This is a genomic window from Geobacillus sp. ZGt-1 (assembly GCF_001026865.1).
Classification (GTDB): Bacteria; Bacillota; Bacilli; order Bacillales; family Anoxybacillaceae; genus Geobacillus; species Geobacillus thermoleovorans.
This window is the reverse complement of record NZ_LDPD01000028.1, coordinates 107480-115601: the sequence shown is the minus strand read 5'-3', so window position 1 is coordinate 115601 and position 8122 is coordinate 107480. Positions and strand designations below refer to the sequence as shown.

The window sequence follows — 8122 nt, the reverse complement described above, 5'->3', positions numbered from 1 at the left end:
AGACGGCCTTTTGGGTCAGCCCCTTCATTATCGCTTTTTCCGCTGGCTAAGCCATAGCGGAAAACGAATGATAAAGCTAAGGAACAGCACTAGCAACACAAGGAGGGCGGATGTTTTTTGGGCAATTTGCTGCGCATCGGCCACAAGCGCTTCAGATTGAATGTACCACAAATGGACCGGAAGAGTCGCGCCTTCGGAAAGGAGATGGAAATCCCACATCTCGCCAGATGACGATGTCCCACCGACTAGCAAAATGATGGCGGATTCGCCAAATGCTCGGCATGCGACAAGGCTGATGCCGGTCAAGATGCCTTTCATGGCGGCAGGGAGCACCGTTTTGACAATGGTCTGTGCTTTGGTTGCGCCTAAAGCGAAGGAGGCTTCCCTCCAAGCGGAGGGAACCGCCGTGATCGCTTCTTCGGAGACGCGGGCTAAAACTGGTAGATTGAGCAATGCTAATGTGATGGATGCTCCTAAAATGGTCACGCCGATTTGAAAGTATTCCACAAACAAGGCGTAACCGAATAGACCAAACACAATCGACGGGACAGATGCCAAGCTTTCAATGGCCGCCCTCACCCATTCCATGATTCGGTTGTTTGGGGCGTATTCCGCTAAAAAAATACCGGCTCCAATTCCGATGGGCAACGACAAAAGCAATGATAACACGAGAATGTAAATCGAGTTCCATAAGAACGGTCCAACTCCTCCTCCAGCGTCGATTTCTTCGGGCAGTCCAATGAGGAAATGGATGTCAATGTCCGACAACCCTTTTCGCACGATTATATAAAGAAGGGATAAGATGATAAAAAAGACGGTTGCGGAAATGATGCTGATCATACCCAGTACGAGTCGATTCATGAGACGACGGATACGGAGCCGACTCATTTTTCCATGAAGGCCAAGGGCTTGATTGTTCATGATGACGGTCCTCCTTTCAGCCGCAAGCGGCGAATAATCATAATTAAAGAAATTGAGATGAAAAGCAGCAAAAGCGCCATCATATAAAGGGCATGGTTGGTTGTTGATTGAAAATCGACGTTTAAAATTTGCATCACGATATGGCTGGTCAATACACTTGATGGCGTGACCAAATCAAATCCCCATTGCGCCACGTTGCCGATGACCATCACCACGGCCATTGTTTCGCCAATGGCGCGTGCCATACCGAGGATGACAGCAGCCGCAATCCCAGATTTGGCGGCAGGAAGCAACACTTTTGCAATCATTTCTATTTTGGTTCCTCCAAGGGCATAGTTGGCCTCCCGCCATTCGTTGGGAACCGCGCAAAGCGCATCGTCGGTGATGCGGGTGATGGTAGGCAAGATCATCATCGATAGCACGATCGCTGCCGCAAGAATTCCATCTCCCACTGGAGCACCCGTAAGCTTACGAATCCATGGAACGAGCAGGGTGGCTCCCAAATACCCGTAAACAATGGATGGAATGCCGACCAATAAATCAAGCAACGTCCGAAGCCATTGTTGAAGCCGGGGAGGGGCCATCTCCGCAATAAATATGGCTGTCAAAATGGAAATCGGTGTGGCCATCAACAGCGTCACGAACATTAAATATAGCGTTCCGGTGATAAAGACGGCAGCGCCGTATCGATGATGTTCCGGATCCCATCGGGAGGAAAAGAAAAATTCCGACGGAGATATATCTCGAAACACGAGAAGGCCTGTTTTGCTGACGAATAGAACGATGGCGCCCAATACGACAATCAGAAATACGATGCTCGTTAAGCAAAAAAAACGAAACAGGCGGTCGGACCTATATTTTGTGATCCAGCGTTGACGTTGAGCAGTCAACAAGTGGGTGGCCTCAGTCCAATCAGGAGACAGCTTTTCCATTTTCCTTTCCCCTTTCTTTCATCGAACGGAAAATCAGCCTCTCCGCCAATATAAGGAGAGGCTGAAAAGAGGTCGTTATTTCACGGGAATGAATTTTAATTTTTTCAAAGAGCCATTTTGGAACTTTTTGCTTAAAATATAATCGATAAAAGCTTTGTCCGCGCCTTTGGCTTCCCCTTTGGTCAGTAAGTATCCATAGCCGTAAAAGATGTATTTGCCGCTGGCGGCATTAGCTGTGGTTGCTTTGACACCGTTGATGCTGACGGCTTTAATTCCGCCTTTCACATACGCCAAATCAACAAATCCAATGGCGTTTGGATTCGACGCAACGGCATTCACCATATCCCCTGATTTTTGCACTTCTTTATAGTTATCTCCTGTCGTTTTGATAGTATGGCCGTCCATGATTTTGTCTTCAAAATTGACGCGTGTTCCAGATCCTTTGGCTCGGTTGATGACGACGATTTCTTCATCTTTTCCGCCTAATTGTTTCCAATTTTTGATTTTTCCTTCATAAACGTCTTGGATTTGTTCGACGGACAGGTTGCTGATGGGATTGTCTTTGTTGACAATGACAGCGAACGGAATTTTGGCAATTTTGTATGCTTTTAATCCTTTATAAGCGGGGAACCCTCCGACCGCTTTGGTGGCATCCCAGTCGCATGCTCCGATGGTGGCGACTCCTTTTGTGACAGACTGCGGACCGGCGATGGAAGAAGAGCCGGAAACCACAATTTTGACTTTTGGATGGCTCTTTTTAAATTCTTTTGCCGCTTGTTGAGTTAACGGCAACAAAGCTGTGGAGCCGGCGATCACAATTTTTCCAGATACTTCAGCGGCATCGGCGCGATGCTCGGTGGCGAAGGCTGCTCCGAGCAACAACGTGGATGAAAGAACAGCAGAAATGACTCTTTTCCATAATGTGCTGCGTTTCATAAATCTCCCTCCATCATCATGTTTAATTGTCATTTTGTAAGATTAATCCATGCACCATGGCGAAGAAGCGATACTTTTTCTCCACCGTCGGTCGCCATCGTTACCGCAATTTGATCGTCATATGGTGATGGCGCAATCGAGGTGATTTCATTTTTCGTACTTCCCATTGTTGTCCACGATTTGGTAGATGGATCGAAGCAGCGGATTGTGTAAAGGTCATTTGCTTCAACAACAACGTAAATGCGGCTTTTGACAACCGCCATGTCAATGATGTTCTGCTTATCAAGCAATGTTTGTTCTACTCCGTTTCGAATCACTTTCAATGATGGCGGACTCATTTCATCATCCGTTGCGCTTACATATACGATGTCATGGTTTGATAGAAACGCGCTGTCAACCTTATTGTCTGGCGACGAAGTTAATGGTGTCGGCTGTTTTGTTGGTGAAGACAGGTCGACAAGAATCAGCTGCGGATCGGTTCCGCTTGTATCAATGGAATCGACATCGGTTTTTTGATCGTCCGTGTAATTCGTTTTCCCTTCATTCGCTACTGTGTATAATAACTTTGTTCCATCGGAAGAAAGACGAAGATCTGTTTTGTACTTCACTTTGTCATCAATGAGCTTGGTGACGNTTCCATTGTCTAAGGCAACGACCGCGACCGCCTCATTGTTGCTGCCGTAAATGCAATAGAGTGAGCGGCCATCGCTGGACCAAACGAGATCGGTTTTGACCTCATCGTCTTCTCCGATTTGTTGGACCGTGTTGGAAACGAAGTCTATGACAAACAAATGACCGTTTTCATCGACGTAAGCAGCTTTTTTTCCATCATGTGATAACGTAAGATCCATTTCATTGATGGAACGGATGGCCGTTCGCGAGCGAATGTCCAAAAGCAGTGAAGAGGCTTCATCCGGCCGGCTGATGAGCAATGTATTTTGATCGATCCATTGTGGATTGATGCTCGTTCCTTTGATGAAACCAGACGTGGCGATAAATCGATCTTCCTCCTCGATATCTCCCCCTAGTGCATAGACGATGGCGGACAGATTGATGTACGGCACCCCGTTTTGAATGAATGGCGCGGTTGGCAAGGAGGTTTTTTTGCCGCCGGCGTTCAATACATAACTAAACGGGTGGAAGAGAATTGTCCGGTTGCCTTTTTCCACCTTAACCATGCTCGTTTTTTTGTCAACGTGCACAGTAGCGCCAAAAGCAGCGGCAACATCATTGACGGAATAAAAAGATGTTTGTCCTAACACGAGACCGTGAATCGTGGCTGTGGAGCCGTTCACTTGCCATGTCTCGCGAAATGGGCGCAAGCTGCCGGATGTCGACACGATGGAGACGCCAGCTTCTGCTTTCCATTGTCCACCTAAGAGAGCGGCGATTTGCTTGGCATCGACATACAGTTCTTGACCAAAACGCTGTGGGGCGACAGACAATGAAACGGATTTGCCGTTCACCAATGCCGCTTTTTTCCCTATCTGAAGCACGATCCGTACGTTGGGAGATGTGCGTCGAATTTCATAATATTGGTGTTTTTGATCATACCGATAATCGGCTGAAAACAGCTTGGCCATATCGCTCCCCGCCAATAAAACAGTTCCCGAACGATGGAGCGAACGGACCGTCATCAATTTGCCGTTGACATTGACAATATAGTGAGATGCGGATGTATTCTTCTCCACTGCGGCATAGGCATGTCCATCGAGCGTTGTCCATGATGAGGTGGAAGCCGCTAGCAAAGCTGTTGCCATGACAGTTCCGGCAATGATTTTTTTCACGAGAGCCTCTCCTTTCTATTTTTCCTTTTGCATGAGAAGTTGGTTTCATTGTTCGATGGAAGGCGATCCTCCTTTCCATTCAAAGGATTTAAGAAATTTTTCCTAAGCATAAACGATTATATGAGAAAAGTGTAAAATGAATATTTTGTTTTATTTAAAGTGTATTAATATTTTGTGCCTTTTGTGTTAATTTCGCTATGCAACGCATTTCTAGTTCCAATATGATGAGGAATGAATGGAAGCTCCAGCCCTTTTAAGCAAAGCGATTGTTATAGGCTAAAATGAACAACATCACGGAAAAGTTCCATGGGCAACACGATCTGCCCTCCACCCGGGGATGAAAATCACCGCTGGCTGACGGGATTTTCACGGAAAAGGAAAGAAGAACAGATTTGAGGTTGGCCAAAAGATGCACTAGCGCCTGTCAAACAAAGTGCGGCTGTTGTGTGTTTGGTTGTACTCGTCATGCTGCTACTGGAGCCGGATCAACCGGAAAAAATGTAGTCATTTTTTCATCTCGACAATTTTTTCAGCCTCGCGCACAACTTATGCTGCCACCCAACGTCGCCGGTCATGCCGGCCAGCAGCGACAGTTTTTTGAGTTTCGCGATCTCCCCATACTCTCTTGACATTGACAGAATCGTTTGGTGAAGATTTGGATGTTTTGAAGAAAAATAAACCCGCCTTCGTGATATTATCCCTCTAGTGTAGACAGTTGGGAAAAAGCCCATACTGTAAACAAAAACACTGGAGGGATTATTTTTATGTTCGAAATGAAAAAAACACGAAAAGGAAAAACCACGTATTCACCGGAATTTAAGCTAAAGGCTGTCAAGATGTACATAGAAGAGGGATACGGATATAAGCGTGTATGCAAAGAATTAGGAATTCCTAGCACCAAAACTATCAGGCTTTGGGTGAAAAATTACGATGAGACAGGTCTTGACGGACTGGAAGAACGGCGCGGAAAATCCAAGTCCCCGCTAAAGGGAGGACCAAGAAAAAAGAAGTTACGTCTGGAAGAAGAAAATCGGAGACTGAAAGCAGAGAATGAATATTTAAAAAAGTTGCGATCCCTCGCAAGGAGGTGAAACCGGAAGAACGATTTCAGATCATCCAAGAGTTATCCGTGACATACCCCATTTCCTTACTATGTGAAATGGCAGGAGTCACAAGGGGTGGTTACTATAAATGGTTAAACCGACGGGGAATGATGACGGAGAAGCAAAAAGAAGATGAGATGGTAAAGCGAATGATCTTGGAATGCCATCAAGAGGTCAACGGGATCTACGGGTATTATCGTGTGAAAGCGTGGCTTCAACGGAAATATGGGAAGGTAGTGAATCATAAAAGAGTCTACCGACTAATGAAAGAATTGGGGATTAGAGCAAAAATCCGGCAAAAAAAGAGAAAGTATAAAAAAGCACGGAGAATATCGTTGTTTCGAACGTGTTGAACCGCGATTTTACAGTGACCGAGGCCAATCAAAAATGGGTGACGGATATTACGTATTTGCCGTTTCAAGGAAAATATTTATATCTTTCGGCCATTAAAGATTTGTACAACAATGAAATCATTGCGTATCGCATCAGTCATTCTAATAATTTGGAATTAGTGATTGATACCGTAAAAGAGGCCATAAAAAAACGAGATGTGCGAGGAGTCATTCTCCACAGTGACCAAGGCTCGCCATACACATCTCGTCAATACCATAAACTGCTTAAGGATCATCCACATTATCCCTAGTATGTCCAGAAAAGGGAATTGTTTAGACAATGCTGCATGGAAAACTTTTTTGGACATTTGAAATCTGAAGTGATGGACCTTCGCACCTTTCGAACGGACGAGGAAGTGATTCTGGCCATAGACCGGTATATGCATTTTTATAATCATGAGCGTTTTCAAAAAAATTAGGCTACCTCAGTCCTGTCGAATATCGAACCACCAAGGTAGCTTAGCAGACGAACGGATGATATGGACTCCTTCTTCAGCTTACCAACCGTTAAAGTTGAATGAAGGGGAAGTTGTCAAGTGCTTTCCTTGACAGCTTCCCCTCATTCAACTATCCTGCAAGCAGCTGAAGAAGGTGGGCGTTTTTCATACTGTCTACTTGACAGGGATATGTTCATCGACATGGGCGGGTTTTTTCTGTCAATCCAAATACTTCTCGCATAACGATACGAACTTTCCATCTGACTTTAGCCCTTCCAAAATGCTTCTCAACATTGCACTTCTTTTGGGAAGCTGCTTCTCGAACTCTGCGACAAATGTGTCCTTGTCCCACTGTGATTTGCCAGCGTGATAAAACAGCTTTTCCAGGCGTTCCAACTCGTCGGCAGTAAAGCCAGTGGCTAAGGCCAGAATCGCAAAGCTTTTGTGCTCCTTGTTCACCATATCTAAGAGTAACGTAATTGCGTCGGTGGCTATATAGGTGCAATTTGAAGGGAGGCACGCCGAAATTGACAAACAAACGGCAGGGGCGGTACCTTAAGGGTAAGCCCCTTTTTTGATTGGCCAAGCTTTTGGTGGGTGTGCGCATCGACGCCCGCGGACGCCAAGGGGGAAAGCCAGTGCGAGAGGCGGTGAATCAATCTTGCGTCCGTCCGTGTCTGTCGTTATTCCGACGTACAATCGCCCGTATCCGCTTGCCGAGCTGCTCGAGTCGTTAAGCCGGCAGACGTACAAGCCGTTTGAGGTCATCATTGTCAATGACGGCGGCGTTCCGGTTCATGATGTCGTCGTCTTGTACCCGGAGCTTGACATCCGTCTCATCGACCGCCGCGACAACGAAGGACATGTCGCGGCCCGCAACGCAGGCGTCCAAGCGGCGCGCGGCGAATTCATCATGCTTTGCGACGACGATGACTTAGTGTTGCCGTGCCATCTCGAGCGGATGGTCGCAGCGCTCGAGCATGCGGACTTCGCCTATGCCGATGCGGAAATTGTCCAGTATCGGGTGGAAAACGATCAGCGCGTCCCATCCGCCCGTTTTTTATTTGCCTATGAGTATGATTTGGAAGCGATGCGGACGTTTTCGACGTACGTCCCGTCTGGAAGCGTGTATCGAAAATCGCTCCATGACGAGATCGGCTGCTTTGACCCGTCTGTCCACCATTATTGGGATTGGGACTTCTTTTTGCGCGCGGCGGTCGTCTGTCGCGTCGCCCGTGTCGCGGCGGCGACGGTCTTGTATGCATTCAGCCCGGACGGCGACAACGTGTCGCGACAGGTAGGCGGCAAGCGGCGCCAATATTTGCGGCGGCTTTGCGAGAAGCATGGGCTCGGCGACTTGCCGGTGAAAAACTTTTGGCTCTTGCTTGACGAGCCGGAAGTCGCGAAGCGCCGGGCGGACACCGAAGTCATTTGGAACGGTCAGCCGATCGTGTCGCGGTTTTGGATGCAAAAAAAGGCAGGATGGCGTTGACAAAAGGTTTTGGGGTTTGTTATGATAGTGGACAAAATCATATATGGATCGCGATGACGGATCAATAGTAGTTAACCCTCTCTTCCCAAGCGAGCCGGGGACGGTGGAAGCCCGGCGAAGAT

Annotated in this window: 10 protein-coding genes; 5 read left to right on the top strand and 5 right to left on the bottom strand. The window is 47.1% G+C overall.

The features are described 5' to 3' along the window. Positions 1–27: 27 nt before the first annotated feature. The 4 genes from pstA to VU18_RS20795 all read right to left on the bottom strand — a co-directional run. The gene (gene pstA, locus VU18_RS15005) at positions 28–921 is read right to left on the bottom strand and encodes a phosphate ABC transporter permease PstA (protein ID WP_021321312.1); all 894 of its coding nucleotides are present in this window, start codon (positions 919–921) and stop codon (positions 28–30) included. Continuing rightward, on the bottom strand, positions 918–1853 hold the full coding sequence (pstC, locus tag VU18_RS15000) for a phosphate ABC transporter permease subunit PstC (protein WP_020278669.1): 936 nt from the start codon (positions 1851–1853) through the stop codon (positions 918–920). Before pstC ends, pstA begins: the two co-directional genes overlap by 4 nt. Before the next feature lie 75 nt (positions 1854–1928). Beyond that, complete coding sequence (locus VU18_RS14995) at positions 1929–2789, bottom strand: phosphate ABC transporter substrate-binding protein (protein WP_047758391.1); 861 nt, start codon at positions 2787–2789, stop codon at positions 1929–1931. A 634-nt stretch (positions 2790–3423) separates the two neighbouring features. Further along, the coding region (locus VU18_RS20795) for a stalk domain-containing protein (RefSeq protein WP_369793583.1) at positions 3424–4426 on the bottom strand (1003 nt) is incomplete at its 3' end. A gap of 923 nt (positions 4427–5349) precedes the next feature. Here VU18_RS20795 and VU18_RS14985 point away from each other — a divergent pair. The 4 genes from VU18_RS14985 to VU18_RS21310 all read left to right on the top strand — a co-directional run bounded on the left by VU18_RS14985 (position 5350) and on the right by VU18_RS21310 (position 6490). Next, on the top strand, positions 5350–5667 hold the full coding sequence (locus VU18_RS14985; protein WP_025039369.1) for a transposase: 318 nt from the start codon (positions 5350–5352) through the stop codon (positions 5665–5667). Positions 5668–5735: 68 nt separating this feature from the next. Continuing rightward, positions 5736–6032, top strand: coding sequence for an IS3 family transposase (locus tag VU18_RS21315; protein ID WP_353726233.1), 297 nt, complete (start codon positions 5736–5738; stop codon positions 6030–6032). Then, entirely contained in the window at positions 6026–6322 is a 297-nt protein-coding gene (locus VU18_RS18025; protein ID WP_021321317.1) for an IS3 family transposase, read from the top strand. The genes VU18_RS21315 and VU18_RS18025 overlap by 7 nt, the downstream gene beginning before the upstream one ends. A 36-nt stretch (positions 6323–6358) precedes the next feature. After that, a complete protein-coding gene (locus VU18_RS21310; RefSeq protein ID WP_020278481.1) occupies positions 6359–6490 on the top strand; it encodes an IS3 family transposase in 132 nt (43 codons plus the stop codon). 237 nt (positions 6491–6727) lie between these two features. Here the strand turns inward: VU18_RS21310 and VU18_RS18525 are convergent, their stop codons facing one another. Next, entirely contained in the window at positions 6728–6970 is a 243-nt protein-coding gene (locus VU18_RS18525; RefSeq protein WP_236687428.1) for a hypothetical protein, read from the bottom strand. A 199-nt stretch (positions 6971–7169) separates the two neighbouring features. On the opposite strand from VU18_RS18525, the gene VU18_RS14970 reads away from it, so the two are divergent. Beyond that, positions 7170–8000 carry a glycosyltransferase family 2 protein gene (locus VU18_RS14970; protein WP_014197004.1) on the top strand — a complete coding sequence of 277 codons (831 nt, stop codon included), beginning with the start codon at positions 7170–7172 and terminating at the stop codon, positions 7998–8000. The last annotated feature ends 122 nt before the right edge of the window (positions 8001–8122 follow it).